Source organism: Azospirillum sp. A29 (assembly GCF_042604625.1).
Taxonomy (GTDB): domain Bacteria; phylum Pseudomonadota; class Alphaproteobacteria; order Azospirillales; family Azospirillaceae; genus Azospirillum; species Azospirillum palustre.
Window position 1 is genome coordinate 1,252,809 of the sequence record NZ_CP170460.1, and the last position, 23,012, is coordinate 1,275,820.

General features: G+C 68.0%; 19 protein-coding genes. 16 read left to right on the plus strand and 3 right to left on the minus strand.

What is annotated here, in order from left to right; genetic code table 11:
* The first annotated feature begins 16 nt into the window (after positions 1–16).
* The 4 genes from ABNQ38_RS05360 (at position 17) to ABNQ38_RS05375 (ending at position 3,890) form a co-directional block, all read left to right on the plus strand.
* Positions 17–889, plus strand: a complete 873-nt coding sequence (locus ABNQ38_RS05360) for an ABC transporter permease (protein WP_377806071.1) — start codon at positions 17–19, stop codon at positions 887–889.
* Entirely contained in the window at positions 886–1,734 is an 849-nt protein-coding gene (locus tag ABNQ38_RS05365) for an ABC transporter permease (RefSeq protein WP_377806072.1), read from the plus strand. The genes ABNQ38_RS05360 and ABNQ38_RS05365 overlap by 4 nt, the downstream gene beginning before the upstream one ends.
* A 31-nt stretch (positions 1,735–1,765) precedes the next feature.
* The gene (locus ABNQ38_RS05370) at positions 1,766–2,818 is read left to right on the plus strand and encodes a GlxA family transcriptional regulator (RefSeq protein ID WP_377806073.1); all 1,053 of its coding nucleotides are present in this window, start codon (positions 1,766–1,768) and stop codon (positions 2,816–2,818) included.
* Positions 2,819–2,891: 73 nt separating this feature from the next.
* Entirely contained in the window at positions 2,892–3,890 is a 999-nt protein-coding gene (locus tag ABNQ38_RS05375; protein ID WP_377806075.1) for a 4-hydroxyproline epimerase, read from the plus strand.
* Between the two features lie 186 nt (positions 3,891–4,076).
* On the opposite strand, the gene ABNQ38_RS05380 is transcribed toward ABNQ38_RS05375, so the two are convergent.
* Positions 4,077–5,060: a substrate-binding domain-containing protein gene (locus tag ABNQ38_RS05380; RefSeq protein WP_377806227.1), complete on the minus strand. Its 984-nt coding sequence runs from the start codon at positions 5,058–5,060 to the stop codon at positions 4,077–4,079.
* Positions 5,061–5,503: 443 nt separating this feature from the next.
* On the opposite strand from ABNQ38_RS05380, the gene ABNQ38_RS05385 reads away from it, so the two are divergent.
* The 5 genes from ABNQ38_RS05385 to ABNQ38_RS05405 all read left to right on the plus strand — a co-directional run bounded on the left by ABNQ38_RS05385 (position 5,504) and on the right by ABNQ38_RS05405 (position 12,187).
* Positions 5,504–6,580, plus strand: a complete 1,077-nt coding sequence (locus ABNQ38_RS05385) for an ABC transporter substrate-binding protein (protein ID WP_377806076.1) — start codon at positions 5,504–5,506, stop codon at positions 6,578–6,580.
* Positions 6,581–6,591: 11 nt separating this feature from the next.
* Positions 6,592–8,769: an ABC transporter permease gene (locus tag ABNQ38_RS05390; protein WP_377806078.1), complete on the plus strand. Its 2,178-nt coding sequence runs from the start codon at positions 6,592–6,594 to the stop codon at positions 8,767–8,769.
* Complete coding sequence (locus tag ABNQ38_RS05395) at positions 8,766–9,938, plus strand: ABC transporter ATP-binding protein (RefSeq protein ID WP_377806080.1); 1,173 nt, start codon at positions 8,766–8,768, stop codon at positions 9,936–9,938. Before ABNQ38_RS05390 ends, ABNQ38_RS05395 begins: the two co-directional genes overlap by 4 nt.
* A 74-nt stretch (positions 9,939–10,012) precedes the next feature.
* Complete coding sequence (locus ABNQ38_RS05400) at positions 10,013–10,789, plus strand: inositol monophosphatase family protein (RefSeq protein WP_377806081.1); 777 nt, start codon at positions 10,013–10,015, stop codon at positions 10,787–10,789.
* Between the two features lie 45 nt (positions 10,790–10,834).
* Positions 10,835–12,187: a histidine-type phosphatase gene (locus ABNQ38_RS05405; protein ID WP_377806082.1), complete on the plus strand. Its 1,353-nt coding sequence runs from the start codon at positions 10,835–10,837 to the stop codon at positions 12,185–12,187.
* 18 nt (positions 12,188–12,205) lie between these two features.
* Here the strand turns inward: ABNQ38_RS05405 and ABNQ38_RS05410 are convergent, their stop codons facing one another.
* On the minus strand, positions 12,206–13,225 hold the full coding sequence (locus ABNQ38_RS05410) for a LacI family DNA-binding transcriptional regulator (RefSeq protein ID WP_377806083.1): 1,020 nt from the start codon (positions 13,223–13,225) through the stop codon (positions 12,206–12,208).
* 224 nt (positions 13,226–13,449) lie between these two features.
* Between ABNQ38_RS05410 and ABNQ38_RS05415 the strand changes: the two genes are divergently transcribed.
* From ABNQ38_RS05415 to ABNQ38_RS05435, 5 genes are all read left to right on the plus strand, one after another.
* Positions 13,450–14,733: an ABC transporter substrate-binding protein gene (locus ABNQ38_RS05415; RefSeq protein ID WP_377806084.1), complete on the plus strand. Its 1,284-nt coding sequence runs from the start codon at positions 13,450–13,452 to the stop codon at positions 14,731–14,733.
* 64 nt (positions 14,734–14,797) lie between these two features.
* Positions 14,798–15,829 (plus strand): carbohydrate ABC transporter permease, encoded by a 1,032-nt coding sequence (locus ABNQ38_RS05420; RefSeq protein WP_377806085.1) that lies wholly within the window; start codon positions 14,798–14,800, stop codon positions 15,827–15,829.
* Entirely contained in the window at positions 15,826–16,881 is a 1,056-nt protein-coding gene (locus ABNQ38_RS05425; RefSeq protein ID WP_377806086.1) for a carbohydrate ABC transporter permease, read from the plus strand. The genes ABNQ38_RS05420 and ABNQ38_RS05425 overlap by 4 nt, the downstream gene beginning before the upstream one ends.
* A 14-nt stretch (positions 16,882–16,895) precedes the next feature.
* Positions 16,896–17,939 carry an ABC transporter ATP-binding protein gene (locus ABNQ38_RS05430; protein ID WP_377806087.1) on the plus strand — a complete coding sequence of 348 codons (1,044 nt, stop codon included), beginning with the start codon at positions 16,896–16,898 and terminating at the stop codon, positions 17,937–17,939.
* Complete coding sequence (locus ABNQ38_RS05435; RefSeq protein WP_377806088.1) at positions 17,936–20,290, plus strand: TIM-barrel domain-containing protein; 2,355 nt, start codon at positions 17,936–17,938, stop codon at positions 20,288–20,290. The genes ABNQ38_RS05430 and ABNQ38_RS05435 overlap by 4 nt, the downstream gene beginning before the upstream one ends.
* 33 nt (positions 20,291–20,323) lie before the next feature.
* Here the strand turns inward: ABNQ38_RS05435 and ABNQ38_RS05440 are convergent, their stop codons facing one another.
* Complete coding sequence (locus ABNQ38_RS05440) at positions 20,324–21,310, minus strand: MBL fold metallo-hydrolase (protein WP_377806089.1); 987 nt, start codon at positions 21,308–21,310, stop codon at positions 20,324–20,326.
* Between the two features lie 158 nt (positions 21,311–21,468).
* Here ABNQ38_RS05440 and ABNQ38_RS05445 point away from each other — a divergent pair, with 158 nt between their 5' ends.
* Entirely contained in the window at positions 21,469–22,392 is a 924-nt protein-coding gene (locus tag ABNQ38_RS05445; protein ID WP_377806090.1) for a LysR substrate-binding domain-containing protein, read from the plus strand.
* A 178-nt stretch (positions 22,393–22,570) separates the two neighbouring features.
* Entirely contained in the window at positions 22,571–23,011 is a 441-nt protein-coding gene (locus ABNQ38_RS05450; RefSeq protein WP_377806091.1) for a hypothetical protein, read from the plus strand.
* The last annotated feature ends 1 nt before the right edge of the window (position 23,012 follow it).

Sequence of the window (23,012 nt, forward strand, 5' to 3'; positions counted from 1 at the left end):
TAGGGGAGTTCCTGCGATGGAGGGGCTTGGTTTCGCCGGAGCGTTCGCCGGGGCATTCGACAACATCGTCGATTCCGGACCCGGCTGGCTCGGCGACAATGCGGGTGCGCTGTTCGATTTCGTGCGGGCGGTGCTCGAAGGGTTCTACGGCGCGGTGTTCTGGGTTTTGAGCATCCCGCCTTTCTATGTGATCGCGGTCGCCTTTGCGCTGATCGGCTGGCGCGTCGTCGGCCTGCGCTTCGGCGTGCTGGCGGGGGCGGCGCTGGTCGGCTGCGCCCTGATGGGGCTGTGGCCGGAGACGATGAGCACGCTGGCGCTGGTCATTTCGTCGACCATCCTCGCCCTGCTTGTCGCCATTCCGGCGGGGGTGCTGACCGGCTTCGCGCCGAAGGTCGACCGCTCGCTGGAGCCGGTGCTCGATCTGGTGCAGACGCTGCCGCCCTACATCTATCTGCTGCCGGGGATCGCGCTGCTCGGCTACGGCCCGGCCACAGCGCTGGCGGCGACCTTCGTCGTCGCGGTTCCGCCGGCCTTCCGGCTGACGACGCTTGGGATCCGCCTGACGCCGAGCGAGTTCCTCGAACTCGGCCAGTCGACCGGCATGACGAACTGGCAGATGTTCGCCAAGATCCGCCTGCCCTTCGCGGTGCCCAGCATCATGGCCGGCATCAACCAGAGCCTGATGATGGCCTTCGGCATGGTGGTGATCGCCGGCATCGTCGGGTCGGGCGGACTGGGCGAGACCATCTACAAGGCGGTCCGCACGCTCGACATCGCCAAGTCGATCGATGGCGCCATCGCCATCGTCATCCTGACCATCGTTCTGGATCGACTGACCCAAGGTGCGGCCCGGTTGGTGTCCCAGCCGGGATATGGAGGCGGAAAATGAACGGCAACGTCATCATTTCACCGGGCGCTTGGCTGGCACCGGCGGTCGACTGGCTGAACATGAATTTCCGGCCGCTCTTCGCCTTCATCGGCCTTGTCATCGAATCCACGCTGGGCGGCATCAACGCGCTGCTGCTGTCCCTGCCGCCCTATGCGCTGGTCGCCCTGTCGGTGGTCTTCGCGCTGCTGCTCGCCAACCGCAGGATCGCGGTGCTGGTCGCCGCCGCCATGGGCTTCTGCTACGTCGCCGGGCTGTGGCAGGCGACCGTCCAGACGGTGACGCTGGTCACCATCTCCGTCGTCATCTCGGTCGCCATCGCCTTTCCCCTGGGTGTCGTCGCCTCGCGGGTCAGGATGGTGGAGGCGGGATTGCGCCCGCTGCTGGACGTGATGCAGACGGTGCCGCCCTGGGTCTATCTGATCCCCGCCGTCATCGTCTTCAGCCTGGGCAGCGTGCCGGCGATCATCGCGACGGTCATCTACGGCGTTCCGCCGATGCTGCGGCTGACCACCCTGGCCTTCAAGCAGGTCCCGAAGGATCTGCTGGAGCTTGGGCAGGCCATCGGTGCGACGCGGCAGGCCATCCTGTTCAAGATCGAGCTGCCGGCCGCCATGCCGACGCTTCTGGTCGGGCTCAACCAATGCATCCTGCTGTCGCTGGCGATGGTGGTGCTCGCCGGGCTGGTCGGTTCCGGCGGCCTGGGTGCGGAGGTGACGCGGGGGTTGACGCGGATGGAGATGGGGGTCGGCTTGCGGGCCGGTCTGGCCATCGTCGCCGTCGCCATCGTGCTCGACCGGCTGTCGCGCGGCGCCATCCTGCGGCATCGCACGGCGAAGGCCGGCTGAGCGGGCCCATCTCACGCAAGGATGCCGAACCATGACTGCCGAAACGCTGCATCGGCCGGTGTCCAGCGGCCAGTTCGTCGTCCGCCGGCAGTGCGACCGCACATGGAAGGCGCCGCGTCCCCGCCTGTCGGTCGGCTTCCTGCTGACCCGCAATTTCACCCTGACGGCGCTGTCGAGCTTCATAGACATGCTGCGGCTGGCCGCGGACGACGGCGACAGCAGCCGGCAGCGGCATTGCCGCTGGACCGTCATGGGGCTCGGCCGCGAGCCTGTCCGGTCGAGCTGCGGGCTGGACATTGCGCCATGGGACGATTTGCGCGACGTGCGGGAGTTCGACTATCTGGTCGTCGTCGGCGGGCTTCTCGACGACGGTCCGCAGTTGGACCCGACGACGCAGGCCTATCTGCGCGAAGCCGTCCGGAAGGACGTCAGGCTGATCGGCGTCTGCACCGGCGTGTTCGCGCTGGTCGAGGCCGGCCTGATGGAGGGACGCCGCTGCTGTGTCAGCTGGTACCATCACCGTGATTTCGCGGCGAAGTTTCCCAATCATCCCTTCACCGCCGACGAACTGTTCGTTGTCGGGCGCGACCGCATCACCTGCGCCGGCGGAACGGCGGCTGCCGATGTCGCCGCCTATCTGATCGAGCGGCACATCGGTGCCGCCGCGGCGCGCAAGGCGCTGCATATCCTCCAGAACGACAGGGCCCGGCCGCCCGACCAGGCACAGCCCCAACCTCAGCCGCTCGGCCCCGCGGCGGCGGATCCTTCGGCGGTCGCCGATGAGCGCATCCGGCGCGCGACGCTGCTGATGGAGCAGAATCTCAGCGTTCCGCTGTCGCTCGATGAGCTTGCCCAACGGGTGCAGGTGAGCACGCGTCAGTTCATCCGCCTGTTCCGCATGCACACCGGCGCCTCGCCGCTCAGCTATTACCGCCAGCTGCGGCTGAACTATGCGCGATGGATGCTGACGCACAGCGACGAGTCCATCACCCAGATCGCGCTGGAGGCGGGCTTTTCCGACTGCGCCCATCTGTCCCGGCAGTTCCGCACCGTTTTCGGCATTCCGCCATCCTCGCTTCGGTGAGGGATCGGGGCATGGTCCAGGCATTGCCGACGGCCGGTTGCGGTCGGGCGAATTCTTTCCCTGGAGCACAGGCATGAAACACACGTTCTTCTGCATCGATTCCCATGCATGCGGGAATCCGGTCCGCGTCGTCGCCGGTGGCGGGCCGATTCTTCCGCATCTGCCGATTTCCGAGCGCCGGGAGATTTTCCTGCGGGACCATGACTGGATCCGCAAGGCGCTGATGTTCGAGCCGCGCGGTCACGACATCATGTCCGGCGCGATCATCTATCCGCCATACCGGCAGGATTGCGACGCCGCGGTGCTGTTCATCGAGGTCAGCGGCTGTCTTCCCATGTGCGGTGCCGGAACCATCGGCCTGTGCACGGTCCTGCTGGAGGAAGGGCTGGTCACGCCCCAGGTTCCGGGGAAGCTGTCGCTGGAGACGCCGGCCGGCAGGGTCGTCGTCGACTATGAGCGGAAGGACGGCCTTGTGGACAGCGTCCGCCTGTTCAATGTTCCCAGCTATCTGCACAGCGCCGATGTGGAGGTCGATGTTCCCGGCGTCGGGCGGCTGACCGTCGATATCTCCTATGGCGGTAATTATTATGCCGTCGTCGAGCCGCAGGAGAACTGGGCCGGCCTGCACGACATGGGCGCCGGGGAGATCGTCGCTCTGAGCCAGCGGCTGCGCGCGGCGCTTTCCACCGTCAGCAACCCGGTTCACCCGGAGGATCCGTCGATCTCGGGCGTGCATCATGTGATCTGGTGCGACCGGTCCGAGAGCGGGGATGCCGACGGCTGCGGTGCCGTCTTCTATGGCGACAAGGCCATCGACCGCTCGCCCGGCGGGACGGGAACCTCGGCCAGACTGGCCCAGCTTTTTGGGAAAGGGCGGCTTGACGTCGGCGACCGCTACCGCAATGGAAGCCTGATCGGCACGGTCTTCGACGGGCGGATCGAGGCGTCCTGCAAGGTCGGTCCCTATGACGGCATTCTGCCGAGCATCGGCGGCTGGGCGCGGATCACTGGGCACAACACGATATTCGTGGATGATCGGGATCCGTTGGCTCAGGGGTTTCAGATCCGGTGAGGACTGTGACGCCGGTCGCCGGTTGATCGCTTATCAACTTTACAGCGCGGAGCGCAGGTTCGGGAGAGGCCAAATCCCGCCCCCGCAACCACCGATACTCGACGCCCCGGTTCGAAAGAGCCGGGGCGTCGAGTGTCTGGGTTTTGTGCATCAGAGACCCGCCGAGCGGGTCGGCGCCCGCCGCCGTCAAACCGCGGTTCGGCGGACCACGAGTTCGGGCAGGACGAGATCGACCTCGCGGTTCGGCGAGCTCCCCTTGCCGACGCGCTCGATCATCGCCATCAGCCGGCCGACCTGGCTGTCGAGGTTCGGGCGCAGGCTGCTCAGGCCGAAGGCCGGCCAGGAGGCCATGGGGATGTCGTCGAAACCGAGGATCGCCACATCCTCCGGCACCCGCAGACGGAAGGTGGCGGCAGCCTGGAGGGCGCCCAGCGCGATGATGTCGTTGAAGCAGAACAGCGCGTCGGGGCGGTCCGAGCGGGCGAACAGCCGCGTTGCCGCGTTGTAGCCGCCTTCGAAACTGTTGTCCTCGGACTCCTCCTCCATGAAGGGCAGGCCGGCATCCTCCAGCGCGGCGGAAAGCCCGGCCCGTCGCCGCCGGTTGGCGTCGGTCTGTGCCGTCTTGGTGACGTAGGCGATGCGGCGCCGGCCGGACTGTACCAGGAAACGCCCACCCATCAGCCCGCCGAGCCGGTTGTCGCAGGCCACCCCGCCAAGCCCCTCGATCTGCCGGCCGAACTGGAAGACCGGGGTGTCGAGCGCACGGAGCCGGTCGACGACATGGTCCGACACGGTTCCGCCCATCACCACGATGGCATCCACCTGATAATCGAGCGCATGCATGGTCGAGCTGGTCAGATCGTGCTGCCGCGTCTCCGGGATGACCAGGGCGCGCCTGTCGGCCTCCGCGATGGCCACCAGCAGTTTCTTCAGCACCAGATCGGTGTGCGGATTCTCCAGTTCGGCCAGCAGCAGGGCGACGAGGCCGGTGTTCTGGCCGGTCAGCGAGCGGGCGATGACGTTGGGGCGGTATCCCAGCGCTTCCGAGGCCGCCATGATGCGCTTGCGCGTCTCCTCCGACACCAGCCCATCGCCGAAACAGCGTGAAACCGCCGAGCGTGAAACGCCCGCCATGTCGGCCACCTGCTGGGCGGTCACCCGCGACTTCATTGACGACACTGGGGTCCTGTCCCTTGTCCGCATCCGGATCGTTGCCAAGGGATACTGAGGGCGAACCCGGAGGATCGCAAGCGCTATGCGTCGCCCGGAAATTTCACTGAATGCGGCACTATAATGCACGCGCGTGCAGAGCTAGAAACCTCCGCGACGATGGCGACTGGGGTGGGGTTTTGACCTTTTGGCGGGCGCGGTTTGATCGGCCCCGCTGTGTGGAGGGCGCCATGATCGCCATTTTTTGCCGTTTCCGGGCTGATGTGCATATCTCCAATCTTCGGCATGATTCCGGAGGGGTGCGCCTGTCTGGGGATTGACAGTTGTTCGCATCTCAAATAGCGTGACCTACGAATGAACGCGCGTGCATAAGCAATTCAATGCGGCGGGCCATGCCGACATCGCCGAAAGAAGCCGTCCGTTTCCTTGAAGGGAGGAACTCCATGCATTGCAAAACACGACGCCCGGCCACGGCCGCCGGCCGGAAACGCCTGCGCTCGATGTTGCTGGCGGTGACCGCGGCGGCGGGGCTGGCCGTCCTGGCCGGGCCGTCGCCGGCCGCCGCGGCGGAGGTGGTCGTCTATTGCTCGGTCAACGAGGACTGGTGCCGCGAGGTGGTGACCTCCTTCGAGCGCAAGACCGGCATCAAGGCGCTGATGACCCGCAAGAGCGCGGGCGAGGTCTATGCACAGCTTCGGGCCGAGAAATCCAATCCGAAGGCCGACATCTGGTTCGGCGGCTCGGGCGATCCCCACCTGCAGGCGGCGGAAGAGGGGCTGACGGAACCGTACAAGTCACCGGAACTCGACGGGCTGTATGGCTGGGCGATCCGCCAGGCGGAAATCTCCGGTTACCGGACGGTCGGCATTTACATGGGCGCGCTCGGCTTCGGCTATAACAAGGACCTGCTGGCCAAGCGCAAGATCGCGGCCCCCGCCTGCTGGTCCGACTTGGTCAAGCCCGATTTCCGGGACGAAATCCAGATCGCCGATCCCAATTCGTCCGGCACCGCATACACCATGCTGGCGACGATGGTGCAGTTGATGGGCGAGGATGCTGCCTTCGATTACCTGAAGAAGCTGCACCGCAACGTCAACCAGTACACCAAATCCGGCGCGGCTCCGGCGAAGTCGGCGGCGCAGGGCGAAACCATGCTGGGCATCGCGTTCCAGCACGACCTGCTGGTGGAGGCGATTGCCGGCGCCCCGGTCGCCATCGTCGCCCCCTGCGAGGGCACAGGCTACGAGATCGGCTCGATGAGCCTCGTCAAGGGGGCGCGCAACCCCGACACCGCCAAGATCTTCTACGATTGGGCGCTGACGCCCGAGGTGCAGGCGCTGGGCGCCAAGGCCAGGAATTTCCAGATTCCCAGCAACAGCGGCGCCCAGATCCCACCGGAATCGCCGCGCGTCGACAAGATGAAGCTGATTTCCTACGACTTCGCGCGCTACGGCTCGAGCGCGGAACGCACCCGCCTGCTCGCCAAGTGGGATCACGAGGTCAAGTCCCTGTCCAGATAGGTCCCGCGATCATGAAACGACATCTCGGTTTCTGGCTGGCCGTCGGCTGGGCGGCGGTGCTTGTCCTGCCCTGGCACATCGGCGGCGTCTGGCCGGTCTTTTGGCCGGCCGGTCCGCAGAACGGCCCCTCCGCCGGTGACGGCATGCCGGCGCTGATCCAGGGGCTGCTGCTGGGACGGCCGTGGCTGCTGGCGTCGGTGCTGCCGCTGCTGGCGGCGCTGGCCGGCTTGCGGGCGACCAGCGGGGTGACCCGCGGGGCGGACGGACGGGCGCGGTCGGCGTGGCTGACCGCCGCCGGTGCCGGCGGGCTCGGCTGGCTGCTGGTGGAAAGCATCGCCGTCACCCAGCCGGGCCTGGGGCTGGGCGCCGCCGCCTATGCGGTGGTCTGCCTCGTGCTGGGCGCCCATGGGCTGGCGCTGCGCGGCTGGTGCAAAGGCGATGTCTTCATCGTCGCCTCCATCGGGTTGGTGCTGGGCTCGATCCTGGTCTTCGTCGGTTTCCCGGTCGTCACCATCCTGCTGTCGGCGGTCCAGGACAACGATGGCCGGCTGACGGTCGTGGGCCTGTTCGACAAGCTGACCGACAGCGGCATCTGGGGCCTCGGCTGCGTGCTGGGCACCGGCAGCACATGCGGGGTGGCGTGGAACACGCTGGCCCTGGCGGGCGTGGTCGGGGTGCTGACCACCGGCACGGGGCTGGCCTTCGCGCTGATCGCGGTGCGCACCGGCTTCCGCTTCAAGTCGGCCTTGCGGCTGGCCTCGATCCTGCCGGTGATCACGCCGCCCTTCGTCATCGGGCTTGCCATCATCCTGCTGTTCGGCCGTGCCGGTGTGGTGACCGATCTGCTGTCCACCCTGTTCGACATTCCCCGCTCGCGCTGGATTTACGGCATGCCGGGGGTGGCGATGGCACAGGTCCTTGCCTTCACGCCGATTTCCTTCCTGGTGCTGGTCGGCGTTCTGCAAGGGGTGAGCCCGACGCTGGAGGAGGCATCGCAGACCCTGCGTGCCACCCCCTGGATCACCTTCCGCACGGTGACGCTGCCGCTGATCCGTCCCGGCCTTGCCAACGCCTTCCTGATCTCCTTCATCGAAAGCCTGGCGGACTTCGGCAACCCGCTGGTGCTCGGCGGCAATTTCGACGTGCTGTCGACCAAGATCTTCTATGCGGTGGTCGGTGCCGCCCATGACCAGGGACGGGCCGCCGTGCTGGCGATCATCCTGCTGTCCTTCACCTTGTCGGCCTTCCTGGCGCAGCGCCTGTGGCTCGGCCGCCGGTCCTACGCCACCGTGTCCGGCAAGGGCGATGCCGGCCTGCCCAGCCCGCTGCCGTCGGGGGTGCGGATCGCCGCATCGGCCGTTGCGGCACTGTGGACGGCGCTGACCGTGCTGGTCTACGGCACCATCCTGGTCGGTGGCTTCCTGAAGAGCCTGGGGCGCGACAACACGCTGACGCTGATCCATTACCAGACCGCCTTCGGCATCGAAACCGGGCCAAACGGCTGGTGGTTCAGCGGGTCGGCCTGGGATTCGCTGTTCACGACGCTGGGCGTGTCGCTGGTCGCCATGCCGCTGACGGCGGCGCTCGGGCTGCTGACCGCCTATCTGCTGGTGCGCCAGTCCTTCCTCGGCCGCGGGGCGTTCGAATTCCTGACGATGCTGAGCTTCGCCATCCCCGGCACGGTGATCGGCGTCAGCTACATCCTCGCCTTCAACACGCCGCCGCTGGAACTGACGGGGACCGGGCTGATCCTGATCATCGCCTTCGTCTTCCGCAACATGCCCGTCGGCATCCGCGCCGGCATCGCCACGCTGAGCCAGATCGACAAGAGCCTGGACGAGGCGTCGCTGACGCTGGGGGCGCGGTCCTTCACCACGCTGCGCCGGGTCATCCTGCCGCTGCTGCGCCCGGCCATCGTCACCGCCATGGTCTACAGCTTCGTCCGCGCCATCACCAGCGTCAGCGCGGTCATCTTCCTGGTGACGGCCAAATACAACCTCGCCACCGCCTACATCGTCGGCCGGGCCGAGGTCGGCGAATACGGCCTCGCCATTGCCTACTCCTCCGTCCTCATCGCGATCATGGTGGTGGCGCTGCTGGCGATCCAGCTGCTGGTCGGCGAACGCCGCCTGGGCCGCCGCACCGCCGCCTTGCCCGTCAGCACTTCAGCCTCGAAGGTCAACGCATGACCCATATCCGGACCCCGTCCTCCGGGACGACGACCCTTGAGCCGGCGCTGGCCGTTGCCCCGGCCGCTGTCAGAGCCCGGCCGGCGGTGGAATTCCGCTCCGTCGTCAAGCGCTATGGCGCCTTCACCGCCGTGCACGAACTGAATTTCTCCATCGAAGCCGGGACCCTGGTCACGCTGCTCGGGCCCTCTGGCTGCGGCAAGACCACCACCCTGCGCATGATCGCCGGGTTGGAGCAGGCGTCGTCCGGCTCCATCCTGATCGGCGGCGAGAACGTCACCGCCCGCTCCGCGGCGGAACGCGACGTCAGCATGGTGTTCCAGAGCTACGCCCTGTTTCCGCACATGACCATCCTCGACAATGTGGCCTATGGGCTGACGGTCGGCGGCATGGCCAAGCGCGCGGCGCTGGAGGCGGCACGCGACAAGCTGGCCCTGGTCGGTCTCGCCGGGCTGGAGGGCCGCCTGCCCAGCGAATTGTCGGGCGGGCAGCAGCAGCGCGTTGCCGTGGCCCGCGCCATTGTGCTGGAGCCGCGGGTCCTGCTCTTCGACGAGCCGCTGTCGAACCTGGACGCCAAGATGCGCCGGCAGGTGCGGGAGGACATCCGGCAACTCCAGCAGACGCTGAAGCTGACCGTGGTCTATGTCACGCACGACCAGGAGGAGGCGCTGGCGGTGTCCGACCGCATCATCGTGATGGCCGGCGGGAAGATCGCCCAGGACGGCACGCCGCGCGACCTCTACCAGCGGCCGGCCAGCCGGTTCATCGCCGATTTCATCGGCGACGCCAACATCGTTCCGGCCCTGCTGGAGGGGCGAGACGGTGCGCAGGGCCGGGTGAGAGTGGGGATGGCGACACTGACATTGCCGCACCGCGATCTGGCCGACGGGCCGGTCGAACTGGCGGTGCGCCCCAACGCGATCCGCCTCACGCCGGGCCAGGATGCGGACGCCGAGGCGGCGGCCGGCGATGCAGCGGGCGGCCTGCCGGGCCGTGTGCATTTCGCGGCCTATCTCGGCGACCACATGGAATATGAGGTGGCCGTGGCGCTGGGCGGACGCGAGGTCATGCTGTTCGCACGCACCCCGGATGTCGATGCGCCGCTGTCCGTCGGCGATGCCGTCAGCGTCGGCTTCGTGCCGCGGGGCGTCACCATCGTTCCGCCCTGATCTTTCCGCCCCGATCCCTTTTCCCCACGACATCCCGGGCCGGCGCTGCCGGCTGCCGGCGGAGCTTTCCTGTCATGACCGATTTCGACGACCGCCTGCGTTTCGCCATCGACCTCGCCACCGAGGCGGGAGCCCTGGCGCGGTCCATGCGCCAAGGGCTGGGCGCGGTTGAGACCAAGAGCAGCATCGATTTCTGCACCGCGGCCGATCTTGCGGTGGAAGCGCTGGTGCGCCGGCGCCTCGACGAGGCTTTCGGCGACCCGGTAATCGGCGAGGAGGCCGGCGGCGACCCGGCCGAACTGGTCTGGGTGGTCGACCCCATCGACGGCACGACCAACTACATCCACGGCACGGCCAACTGGTGCATCTCGCTGGCCCTGGTCCATCGGGGTGCCGTCGAGATCGGCGTGATCTATGCCCCCGACCTCGATCAGCTGTTCGTCGCCCGCCGCGGCCAGGGAGCGACCCTGAACGGCCGCCCGCTGCGCACCAGCGGCCTGCGCCATGGAGGCGGGGCGGTGGTCGAAGTCGGCTGGTCGGCGCGGCGCCCGCTGGCGCTCAGCCTCGACCTGATCACCCAGATGATCGCCGACGACATCGAATTCCGCCGCTGCGGATCGGGCGCGATGGGCCTCGCCAATGTCGCGGCCGGCATCAGCGACGGCTATGTCGAGCTGCACATCAATGCCTGGGACGCTCTGGCCGGCCTGCTGCTGGTGCGCGAGGCGGGCGGCTGGACCAACGACTTCCTTGCCGGCGACGGGCTGCGGCTGGGCAACGTCGTCGTCGCCTGCACGGCCGAATTGACCGGACGGTTGCAGGCGCTGGGACCGCTGCGGGGCGTCGCCTGACGCGTTGCGGGACTTCGAACATCGAAAAAACGGGTGGAGGAAACAATGAAGCGAGCCAGGGTCCGGACATCCGCCCTGCTGGGTGCCGCTCTCGTCGTGGGTGGACTGCTGTCGGCACCGGCGCCGGCAAGGGCTGCGGAAACCCGCGAGACCGTCGAGAAGGCGTTGATCTTCAGCCGTCACGGCGTTCGGCCTCCGACCGAAACCCACAAGATCGTTCCGCTCTCCACCAGGGACTGGCCGTCCTGGCCGGTGCCGGACGGGCATCTGACGCCGCATGGCCGCGAGGGAGCGGTGCTGATGGGCCAGTTCTACCGGTCGCGCTTCGTCGGAAACGGGCTGCTGCCGGCCGGCGGCTGTCCGGCTGCCGGCGACGTCTTCGCCTGGGCCAACACCGACCAGCGCACCCGCGAGACCGGCAACGGCATTCTGGAGGGGCTGTTTCCCGGCTGCGGCCTGAAGGCGGCGTCGAAGCCGCCGCAGGGCGGACGCGATGTGCTGTTCGCGCCGATTGCGCAGGGACTGTCGCCGCTCGACCCCGCCAGCGCCAGGGCCGGCGTGCTGGAGGCGATGGGCGGCAGCGTCGACGCCTACAAGGCAAAGCTGGCGCCGCTGTTCGCGAGGCTCGACCCCGTGCTGCCGGGGCCGCGTCCGGAAACCTGCCGGAAGGCGGGGCTGTCCGAGGGCTGTCACCTGATCGACCTGCCCTGGGCCATCGACCAGGGGAAGGACAAGGGGCGCAACATCGGGCTGGACGGCCCGCTCGATCTCGCCTCCACCATCGCCGAGACCTTCCGGCTGGAATATATGGAGGGCATGGCCGCCGATCAGGTCGGCTGGGGCAGGGTCGGGGCGGACGAGGTTCGCGACCTGATGGCCTTGCGCATGGCGAAATACGACGTGATCGAACATGTGCCCTACATCGCCCGCCGCGGCGCCTCCTTCCTGTTGCAGCAGATCGTCGCGGCGATGAACGAAGGCGCCGGTTCGCAAAGCTCTGGAGCGGAGAGCGCCGGCCCCCCGCCGGCCAAGCTGACCCTGCTGGTGGGGCATGACACCAACATCGGCCATATGCGCGCGGTCATGCAGGTGGGCTGGGCGCTGGAGGGATCGCAGCCCAACGACTCCTCGCCGACCGGAGCGATGCTGTTCGAGCGCCTGAAGGATGGGGCCAGCGGCAAGCGTTATGTCCGGCTGTCCTTCGCCGCCCCCACCGCCGATCAGGTCCGCGGCCTGACGCCGCTGACCGGCGATGCCGGGCCGAGGGTGGCGGCGCTGGAGCTTCCCGGCTGCACCGACAGGCTCGGACCCGGCACCTGCGAACTGTCACAGTTCACCGCGCTGGTCAGCCAGCGGCTGGACCCGACCGCGGTGGGGAAGCCGGACTACACCCAGTGACGGCGCTGGGCGGGCCGGTTATGCCGGGTCTCCGGCCATCGCCGGTCCGCTCTGGCGGCGGACCAGCCGGTGGGGAAGCAGCACCTCCCCGACGCTGTTTCCCGCCCGCAGATCGCGCAGGCTGGCAACGACGGCGTCGCCGAAGCGCTGGTAGGGGATCTTGACCGAGCTGAGCCAGGGGGCGATCCAGTCGTTGAGATCGTTGTCGTCGATGCCGACCGGGCGGCAGTCGTCCGGGATGCGCACGCCCTGCTCGCCGGCGGCGCGGAACAGGCCGTAGGCCATCAGGTCGCTGGGGCAGAGGATGCCGTCGGGCCAGCCGCCGTCGGCGGTCAGCCGCTTCGCGGCGGCATAGCCGCAATCGAGATGGTTGCCGCCCGGCCCGTCGCAGCGGCGGACCGCCAAGCCGGGCCGCCGCTCCTCCAGCCGGTCGAGAAATCCTTCCACCCGTTCCCGGATGGTCGAGGACAAATCCGCCGGGTGGATGACCGCCGGGGCGCGCACGCCGCAGGCCAGCAGATGGTCGGCGGCGTCAGCGCCCGCCTGCCTGTTGTCGATCCCGATGAAGGGACCGCCGCCATAGGGATTGCGCCGGTTCACGAAGACGATCGGCTCGCGCCGGTCCAGCGATGCCTCCAGTTCGGGGCTGGCGACCGCGCTCACCACGATGAACCCTTCGGCGAAGCGTGACCGCATCGCGCGCAGATATTCGTCCTGCAGGTCGGGACGGTCGTGGGTGTCGCACAGGATCATCACATAGCCGGCAGCGCGGAGCGCCGCCTCCGTCGACGCGGCGATGGCGGCCATGGCCGGGTTGTCGAGATTGGGCGCCAGCATGGCGACCAGACGGCTGTCGCCCCCGCGCAGACTGCGGCCGACGGGGTTCGGGCGATAGCCACGCTCCGCGATCAGACGCTGCACCTTCGCCACCGTCGCCGCCGATGCCCGCCCCAGATCGCCGTTGGCGATGCGCGAAACGGTGGAGACGGACACCCCTGCCTCGGCCGCGATGTCGGCCAGGGACGTCTGTCCGGACATCTGCCCGGAGGCCTGCCCCGGTTCTCGTCGCCGATCGTTCATGGCCCCCTCCATTTGTGCATCGAACATTGCCGTTGACAGTTTAGGCAAACGTTTGCCATGTTCAAGGAAGAAGAGCGGAGCCGGTGAATTCCGGCCTGCGCCGAGCTGCCGGTTTCGGCAGGAAACAGGTCCGGACAGGGACCGACCGAGGGTCCGCAAGCGACCCCACAGGAGGAAACGCAATGAAGAAGGCAGCATGGATGGCCGGCTGTGCGCTGGCGTTGTCGATCCTCGGGGCCGCTGGCGCCCAGGCCGAGACCACGCTCCGCATCATGTGGTACTCGGACGGCAACGAGGGCGAGGTCATGAACGACCTGCTCCGCCGGTTCGAGGAGAAGAACAAGGACGTCAAGGTCGTCCTCGACCAAGTGCCCTTCAAGGCGATCAACGAGACGCTGCCGGTGCAGCTGGCCTCCGGCCAGGGTCCGGATCTGGCCCGCATCACCGACATGGGCGGGCTGGCCCCCTACCTGCTGGACGTCCGCGCCCATGTGAAGGACGTCGCCTATTGGGAACAGAATTACGGGCCGTTCCTGCAGTGGATGCGGGTGCCCGGCAACACCACCGCGATCCCCGGCTACATGACGCAGCTGACGGTGACCGGCCCCTTCGTCAACAAGACGCTGTTCGAACAGGCGGGCGTCGCCATGCCGGGCGCCAACGCGACCTGGGAAGACTGGGCCAAGGCCGCCAAGGCGGTCGCCGACAAGGTGCAGGCGCCGTTCCCGGTCGCCTTCGACCGCTCCGGCCACCGCTTCTTCGGCCTTGCCGTCTCGCAAGGGGCGCAGATGGCCGAGACCGGCGGCGAGCTGAAGCCGGTCGATGACGGGTTCAAGCGCGCCGCCAAGCTGGTCGTCGACTGGCACAAGGCCGGCGTGATGTCGAAGGAGCTGTGGGGGGCGGTATCCGGCACCGCCTATCGCGGCGCCAACGAGGAATTCAAGAACGCCCAGGTCGTCTTCTATGAATCGGGATCCTGGCAGACCGCGCAGTTCGACAAGACCATCGGCGACGCCTTCGACTGGATCGCGGTGCCGACGCCCTGCGGCCCGGCCAACTGCTCCGGCATGCCCGGCGGTGCCGCGCTGGTCGCGCTGAAGACCAGCAGCCATCCGGCCGAGGTCGGGCGCCTGCTCGACTATCTCGCCAGCGAGGAGGTCGCCGGCGAGTTCTATGCGCGCACGCTGTTCGTGCCGGGCCATATCGGCCTCGCCAAGAAGGGCATCGCCTACAAGTCGGCCTCGCCGCAGGCCGCGGCCGCGCTGAAGGTGTTCGGCGATGCGGTCGGCAAGCTCGATCCGGTGGCCTACCGCATCCAGGGCGACCCCAGCAGCCGCATCGTCTTCAACGCCGCCATCAGCCGCCTGGGACAGGTGGTGGTCGGCGAAACCAGCCTGGACGACGCCTATCAGCGGATCTCCGCCGACGTCGCCCAGCAGATCGCCGAGCGCAAGAAGAAGCAGTAACGCCCGGCCTTCCTTTCCCAACCCTTGGCTTCCGATCCGGGCCCCCAACCTTGGGCGGTGGAACATGACCGATACCATGAGATCGCACGGCGCCCCCGCGCGCGGTCCGTCCGCCGCCGCGGCTGCCGTCACCACGGGCAGCGCCAACGCCCTGATGCGGCTGACCGACCCGCCGATGCGGGCGGTGCAGCGCCTGGTCGGCGCGGCGCGCATGCCCTATGTCTTCCTGCTGCCGAACCTTCTCTTCTTCGGGTTGTTCGTCTTTCTGCCCATCGGGATCAACATCGTCTTCTCGGTGACGGGCGGGACGGGGCTGTTCCCGTCGGAGCGGCCCTATGTCGGGGCGGAGCATTACGCCCGCCTGCTCGACTGCGGATCCTATCTGGAAGCCGGGAGCTGCCGGGAGGATCTGTTCTGGCGCGGTGTGGGGAACACGCTGACCTTCACCGTCTTCCAGATGGTGGCGATGGTGCTGTTCTCGCTGGTCACCGCGCTGGTGCTGAACCGTCCGATCCGCGGCCGCGGCTTTTTCCGGGCGGTCTATTTCTTCCCCGTCCTGCTGTCGCCGGTTGTCGTCGCCCTGATCTGGAAATGGATCTTGCAGCGTGACGGCCTGCTGAACGCGGTGCTGACCACGGCGGGCGGCGAGAAGATCCTGTTCTTCGTCGATCCCGGCTGGGCGATGTTCTGGTCGGTCTTCGTCTCGGTGTGGGCCCATATGGGCTTCTACACGCTGATCCTGCTGGCCGGCCTCCAGGCCATCCCGCGCGATGTCTATGAGGCCGCCGAGATGGACGGCACCCGCCCCTGGCGCGTCTTCCACCGCATCACGCTGCCGCTGCTCTGGCCCAACCTTCTGGTCGTGCTGGTGCTGGTGCTGATCCGCTCGGTGCAGGTGTTCGACGAGGTGTTCGTGCTGACCGGCGGCGGTCCCGGCACGGCGACGATGATGGTCGTCCAGTACATCTACACCACCGCCTTCGCCAACCAGGTGCAGAATTTCGGTCTGGCCGGCGCGGCGTCGGTGCTGCTGGGGGCCGTGCTGTTCGTCCTGACCCTGATCCAGCTTTTCCTGACCCGGCGGAGGGCATCATGACCGGAAAACTCCGTCGCCTGCTGCTGGCGCGGCGTGGCGGCGCCTCCTGGCATTGGACCGATGTCGCCAGCTATGCCTATCTGGCGCTGGGCGTGCTGCTGATGTTCGGCCCGGTGCTCTGGCTGGCGCTGTCGTCCTTCAAGACGCCGGCGGCCCTGCTGGAATTCCCGCCGTCGCTGCTGCCGATGGCGCAGAGCGAGGTGTCGGTTCCGGGCTATCCGCAGCCGCTGCCGCTGTTCCAGGCGACGATGGAGGACGGTTCGGTCCGCGAGCTGGCGCAGGTCCGCCGCGTCGGCATCGTCGCCCAGATGGTCGATCCGGCAGCGCCCGGCCAGACCATCCGGGTTCCGGCCGACCGCCGGACGCCGGTGCGCCACATGGCGCTGGCGGTCGAGAACTACACCGACCCGCTGACCCAGTTCGATTTCCTGCGCTTCCTGCGCAACTCGCTGGTGGTGACGGTGGTGGCGACCATCATCACGCTGATCATCAACTCGATGGCCGCCTACGCGCTCTCCGTCTACGAGTTCCGCGGCAAGTCGGTGGCGATGCTGGGGGTGATCGGCACGCTGATGATCCCCATCACCATCATCCTTGCGCCGGTCTATCTGGTGGTCACCAAGCTGGGTTTCGTCGACTCGCTGTGGGCGGTGATCCTACCCGGTGCCGCCACCCCGACCGGCGTCTTCCTGCTGCGCCAGTACATGCTGACCATCCCGCGCGACCTGATCGAGGCGGCGCGGATGGACAAGGCGTCGGAATGGCGCATCTACGCCCGCATCGTCATGCCGCTGTCGATGCCGGCGCTGGCGGTCCTGGCGATCTTCTCGGTCATGTGGCGCTGGAACGAGTTCCTGTGGCCGCTGGCCGTCCTGACCAAGACCGAGGTCCACACGCTGCCCATCGCGCTGAACGCCTTCCAGGGCGAGTTGCAGACGCAGTGGCATTATCTGCTCGCCATGACCGTGGTGACCCTGCTGCCGGTGGCGCTCGTCTTCGCCTTCCTGCAGCGCTTCATCACCAGCGGCATCGCGAATACCGGCATGAAATGAGGGGGATGAATTAAATGGCCGGACTGGAGCTTCGCGGCATCCGCAAGGACTATGGCAGCACCGCCGTCCTGAAGGGCATCGACCTCAGCATCGCCGACGGCGAGTTCGTGGTCTTCGTCGGCCCGTCGGGCTGTGGGAAATCGACCTTGCTGCGCGTCATCGCCGGGCTGGAGACGGTCACGGCGGGCGACATCCGCATCGACGGGGCGGAGGTGACGCGGACCGCGGCATCGGACCGCGGGCTGGCGATGGTGTTCCAGTCCTACGCGCTCTACCCGCACATGACCGTCCACCAGAACATGAGCTTCGCGCTGGAGAATATGGGGATCGCCAAGGCGGAGATCGCAGCACGGGTCGACCGCGCCGCACGCATGCTGCGCCTGACCGACTATCTCCAGCGCCGGCCCGCCGCCCTGTCGGGCGGCCAGCGCCAGCGCGTCGCCATCGGCCGGGCCATCGTGCGCGATCCCAAGATCTTTCTGTTCGACGAGCCGCTGTCCAATCTCGACGCCGAACTGCGGGTGGCGACGCGCAAGGAACTGGCCGCGCTCCATGCCGAGATCGGTGGGACGATGATCTATGTCACCCACGATCAGGTCGAGGCGATGACGCTGGCCGACCGCATCGTCGTGCTGAACGGCGGGCGGATCGAGCAGATCGGCACGCCGCTAGAGCTTTACAACCGCCCGGCCAACCTCTTCGTCGCCGGCTTCATCGGCTCGCCGCGGATGAACCTGCTGCCGACGGAGCTGGTGCGGGGGGAAGTGGCCGGGCCGGCGACGACGCTCGGTATCCGGCCCGAACATGTCGAGCCCTGCGCCGAGGCCGACGCCGACCTGACCGTCCGCGTCGACCTCGTCGAACAGCTCGGCGGCGAGACCTTCCTGTACGCCACCGGTCCCAACGACATTCCGCTGACCATCCGCTGCGACGGCCAGAGCCGCCTTGCCCGCGGCGACCTGCTGCCGGTGCGGTTCAGCCGCGACCATCTCCACCGCTTCGACGCTGCGGGCCTTGCCTGCCGTTCCGAACCTCTTCTCGCCCGGAGTCCTTCATGAAGGCCCTGACCCGAGCCCGTTTCATTGGGCGCGACGGCATCTATGCCGTGTTCGAACTCGACCATGGCGTCGATCTGCGCATCGGTTTCGTCGAGGAAGATGTCGGCCGCATCCTGATGCGGCGCGACGGGAGCTACCGCCTCGACCGCGGCTGGTCGGTGGCGCCCGGCGGGTCCGATCCGTCCTATGCCGGGCGGGACCGCGACGATCTGAGCGGCTTCGCCTGTCCGGCAGCCGACATCGAGGAGGGCGAGGGCACGGTCACGTTGCGGGGGGCGACGCTGCGCGCCGTCGTGACGCTGGAGCCCTTCGGCGTCGCCTGGTACCGGGCGGGGGAGGAGGTGCCCTTCCTGCAGGACCGCCGCACCCAGGCCTATTTCGTCTCGCGCAGGACCCATGCCTTCTCGCATTACGTCGAGCGCGGCGGGGACGAGCGGCATTACGGGCTGGGCGACAAGGCCGGCCCGCTGGACCGCACCGGCCGCCGCTTCCGCGTCGATGCGGTCGATCCCTGCGGCTTCGATGCCGAGCTGAGCGACCCGCTCTACAAGATGATTCCGTTCCTGCTGGTCGCCGGGCCGACGGGGGCGCACGGGGTCTATTACGACAACCTCGCCACCGCCGAGATCGACGTCGGCGCCACCATCGACAATTACCACGGGCTGTTCCGCTCCTACCGTGCCGACGACGGCGACCTCGACGCCTATGTCTTCGCCGGTCCCGGCGTTCCGGATGTGGTGCGCGCCTTCGCGCGCCTGACCGGCGGCCATGCCTTCGGGCCGAAATGGACGCTGGGCTTCGCCACCACCTCGATGGCCATCGCCGACGCCGCCGATGCCGACGCCCGCATCGCCGATTTCGTCGACCGCTGCGCCGAGCACGCCATTCCCTGCGACAGTTTCCATTTCGGCTCCGGCTACACCATGATCGGCGGCCGGCGCTATGCCTTCCACTGGAACCACGACAAATTCCCCGATCCGGCGGCGACGCTGGGCAAGCTGAACGCCGCCGGGCTGCATCCGGTCGCCAATCTGAAGCCCTGCCTGCTCGACGACCATCCCCGCCTGTCGGAGGTGACCGGGGTCGGCGGGCTGGTGACCGACGGCGAGACCGGCAAGCCGGCGGTGGCGCAGTTCTGGGACGGGCTCGGCTACCATCTCGACTTCACCAATGCGAAGGCCCGCGACTGGTGGCGCAACGGGATCGAGACGGCGCTGCTGACCCCCGGCATGGTGTCGGTGTGGAACGACAACAACGAGTACGAGATCTGGGACGAGGATGCCGTGGCGGCCGGCGACGGCCGTCCTTTCCCTCAGACGCTGGCGCGGCCGGCGCAGGCGCTGCTGATGACCAAGCTGGCCTACGACACGCAGGCCGCCTGGGCGCCGGACAAGCGGCCCTACACCATCACCCGCGGCGGCCCGGCCGGCCTGTGGCGTTACGGCCAGACCTGGTCGGGCGACAACGCCACCGCCTGGAAGACGCTGCGTTTCAACCTGACCCAGGGGCTCAACATGAGCCTGTCCGGCATGTTCGACATCGGGCATGACACCGGCGGCTTCCATGGGCCGAGCCCTGGGCCGGAATTGCTCTGCCGCTTCGTCGAGTTCTGTTCCTTCTGGCCGCGCTTCATGATGAACAGCTGGAACAGTGACGGCATCACGACGCTGCCCTGGATGCATCCGGAGGTCATCGACCCGATCCGCGAGGCGATCCGCCTGCGCTATCGCCTGATGCCCTATCTCTACACGCGGATGTGGCGGGCGGCGGAGGCGGACGAGCCGGTGGTGCGTCCGCTGTTCTACGATTTCCCCGAAGATCCCGGCGCAGCGGCGACCGAGGACGCCTTCATGCTCGGCCCCGACCTGCTGGTGGCGCCGGTGCTGGAGCCGGGGGCGGACAGCCGGTCGGTCCGGCTGCCGGAGAATCCCGGCGGCTGGTATGTCTTCCACGACGGCACGCACCATCCGGGCGGAGCCGTTGCGACGGTGGCGGCCCCGCTCGGCCAGGTGCCGCTGTTCGTGCGGGCGGGTGCCCTGCTGCCGCTGGGGGCCGCCGGACTGCGCGTCGATCCGGCGACGGACACGGAGCGCGAACTGGTCGCTTATGGCGATGTGGAGGGCGCCACGGCCCTGCTCTATGACGACAACGGCGACACCACCGGCTGGCGCGATGGTGCCGGGCTGGTGACCCGCCTTACCGCGGTGCGCGAGGGAGAGGCCGTTGTGGTCTCCGCCAAGGCGACCGGCGGCTACCAGCCGGCATGGCGCAGCCTGCGCCTGCGCAGCGTGGGCGGGCCGCAGCCGCGGCCCGGCACGGTCGAGGGTGCCGGGCTGACGCTGGAGGCTTGAACGTTTGCTTCGCCGGGGCTGGAGTGTTTGTGGTTACTGCCGGTTGCGGTATTCCACCGGCACCCAGCGGTAGCCGTCGCCGTCGCGCCGCAGCCGGCCGAGCCCCGGGAAGCTGAGATGGGCGGCGGCGGTCAACTGACCGCTGTCGGCCTCCTCGGCGAAGCGCTCCCGGCGCTGGGCGCGGGCGGCATCCTGGTCGATGTCGAAGGCGACGGTGGCTTCCGGATGCGGGAACTGCACCGGCCCGACATGGATGATGTCGCCCCAGAACTCGATGGTCTCGCCCCGGCTCGTCACCCGGTAGAAGGCATGTCCGGGGGTGTGGCCGGGGGTGGGGATCGCCGTGACTCCCGGCAGGATTTCCGACTTTTCGGTGAAGGGCTTCACCTTGCCGGCCTTGAGGTAGGGGCCGACCGTGGCGACCGCCTCGTCATGGAGCCGGGGCTGCAATCCCCTGGCGATGTTGTCGCGGTTGAGGAAGAAGTCGATGTCGGGCTGACCGACATGGACGGTGGCGTTTGCAAACACCATCCGTCCGTCCAGCGCCAGCCCGCCGGAATGATCGGTGTGGATGTGGGTGAGAAGGATGTCGGTCACCTGATCGGGCCGATAGCCGGCGGCGGCGAGGCTGAACGGAAGCTTGCCGCCATAGGGTCCGAACAGCTGGCCGGCGCCGGTATCGACCAGCAGCACGCGTGACCCGGTGTCGATCAGGAAGGCGTTGATGGAGGTCTCCAGCGGATCGCGCTCGAACCGCTCGGCCAGCAGCGCGTCGATCCGGTCCGGCGGCAGTCCCTTGACCAGCGGCTTGATGCCGAGCGGCAAGGTGCCGTCGCTGAGCGCCATGATGCGGAGGTCGCCGACGGTGAAGCGGTAGAGTCCGGCTTCCGACCGTTGGGCCGCCGGTTGGGGGCTGGACTGTGCGGTATCGGGGCCGGTGGCCTTATGATCAGCGGCATGGCCGGTCGGGATGGCTGCGAACAGCAGGCCGGCGGCCAGCAGGAGCGTGTGCGGTTTCATTCTGCCTGTCCTTAGGATCGGTCCGGATATCGGGTGCCGCGGCGGCGGTCGCTTCCGCTGCCGCGCATGCCCACCAGTTAGCACCGGGCGGCGGGCTTGATTACCCGTCCAACCCGGGCAACATTGTGCCGGAAACCGATCCAATCGCCGGGTTGCCGATGCAGGACCTGAACGACACCATCGCCTTCGTCAAGGTCGTGGAGGAGGGCAGCTTCACGAAGGCCGCCCGGCGGCTGCGGCTGCCCAAGACGACGCTGAGCCGCAAGGTGCGCGATCTCGAACAGCGGCTCGGCATCCAGCTTCTGCACCGGACCACCCGCCGCATCGGGCTGACGGAGGCGGGGACGGTGTATTTCGAGCGCTGCCGCCGGATCGCCGAAGAGCTGGAGCAGGCGGAAAGCGCCGTTGCCCAGCTTCGCGATGCGCCGCGCGGCTGGCTGCGGATCACCACCCCGCCATCCTTCGGAATGAAGGTCATCGCACCGCTGCTGCCCGACTTCCGCAGCCGCTATCCCGATGTCCGCATCGATCTGGTGCTGAGCCACGAGAACCTCGATCTGGTGGCGCGGGACATCGATCTGGCGATCCGGATGGGGGCGTTGCAGGACTCCAGCATGGCCGCCCGCAAGCTGGGCGTCCTGCACCGCCACGTCTATGCCGCACCGTCCTATTGTGCCGCCCATGGGCTGCCGGTCCATCCCGACGAGCTGATCCGTCATCTGACGCTGGCGAACATGACCGCCCGCCGTCCTTCGGGCTTCGGCTGGCGGCTGTTCCGCACCAATGGAGGCCAGCCCGGCGATGGGGTGGATGCGGTCATCGACCCGGTGATGTCGGCCGACGATCCGGAGATGCTGGTCTCGACGCTGCTGGCCGGCGGCGGGCTGGTTCTCGCCACCGACTTCGCCATGCGATCCTACCGGTCGGCCGGGCAGGTGCAGCGGGTGCTCGACGGCTGGAAGGGGTCGGATGTCGATCTGCACGCGGTTTTTCCCGGTGGGCGGATTCAGCCGCCGAAGGTGCGGTCCTTCTTGGATTTCCTGGCGACACGCATCGATCTCGGGGACGGTGCCGGCCATTAGATGGCGGTGGAAGAGCGAGTGGCCCTTGCCGTCGTTCCGACACGTGCAACAGTCTTCTTCTGTTTCGTTTATTTATCGCGTTCAGCAGAACGGTTAGCGTCCTTGCATTGACCGGCACGGCATTCCGTTCGCGTCCGGCCTGATCCCGATCTCTCACATGGATCCAAGGACGCGGGTCATGAGCCAGTCCACTTCCCTCTGCACCACCGCCGGCGACACCCTGTCGACCCTGTCCTGCAAGCTGCACAGCGCCGGCTGCTCCGTCGTCCGCGGGGTGCTGGACCTGCTGATGATGCCTTCGGGCAACCAGCGCCTTCTCGGCTGGCTGGGCAATCATCTGCTGTCGATTGCCGGGCAGCTCGGCAACAGCGCGCCGGACCTGATCCCGGCTCATCCGATGGCCGCCGGTTCCCTTCTGGCCGCCTTCGCCTGTGCGGTGCTGGTGGCGCTGCGCAGGTTTGGGAGTGCCGTGGCGCTGGCGGTCCTCATGCCGGTCGCCGCCTATGGCCTGATCCTGCAACTGCCGGCGGAGATGGTCGGGTCGGTCAAGGGAGTGGAGTTCCTGCTGATCGCCGGCCTGCTGGCGGTCGGCGCCGCATTTCACCAAACGACGCACTGAC